Genomic DNA, 678 nt, shown 5'->3' with positions numbered 1-678 from the left:
AGGGAGCTATGGGCCAAATTCTCCACGGCAGCGCCAAGACCACGCACGCCATTCGAGCAGAACTACAGCGATCGAAAGCTTCGGCCGCGCAGCTCGCCGCACGTTTCGGGATCAACGAGAAAACGGTCCTGAAGTGGCGCAAGAGGCGTTCCGTTGAAGATATGCCAATGGGTCCGAAAGAGCGCCGCAGTACGGTTCTGACGAATGATCCGTGTTAACATCGAAAGTCTCCTTTTAACGAAGTCTTCCTAAGCAATCCGAACCTCCAAAGTTCCCAGCCGCACAAGGCAAGTCCAACGACTGTTTGGTGTGGAATACCGAGTTCCGGTCCTGTAAACGGCAAGCTGCCAACAGAACCAGGCCGAATGGCACCTGCCGCCTAATTCATTGTTAAGCTTCAGTTTTAATGCTCAGCCGGCCCCTTATTGGGGTCAGTTCCGCCCCCAGCCGGAACTGACCCCCTGATGGAACTTTGCTCCGAGCACCAATTATTCCGCCCCCTATTGGTGACATTCACACATGCTTCCTATCGGGGCATTCGGCGCGTTTTTCAAGTATATTGGTATTTGCTTTGGCAAAGCTTTCCCGACAGGCTTTATTCAAAAGCCATTACAACGTGGGTTTTTACGCTGTTTTATCCGGAAAAGGTGTTCAGCCGTTATCCAAAAGCCGGTTTGC

1 protein-coding gene and 1 pseudogene are annotated in these 678 nt (G+C 52.4%); both read left to right on the top strand.

The genetic code is table 11. From position 1 onward, the window contains the following. Window positions 1-8: 8 nt before the first annotated feature. Window positions 9-203 (top strand): annotated as a pseudogene (locus ACTJKP_RS27090) (IS481 family transposase); the annotation flags it as partial. Between the two features lie 261 nt (window positions 204-464). Continuing rightward, the coding region (locus ACTJKP_RS27085) for a hypothetical protein (RefSeq protein WP_440632862.1) at window positions 465-678 on the top strand (214 nt) is incomplete at its 3' end.

Origin of the sequence: Brucella sp. 22210 (genome assembly GCF_052045675.1) — a bacterium.
In the GTDB taxonomy this organism is placed as follows: Bacteria; Pseudomonadota; Alphaproteobacteria; order Rhizobiales; family Rhizobiaceae; genus Brucella.
This window is presented reverse-complemented; position numbering and strand designations above follow the sequence as displayed.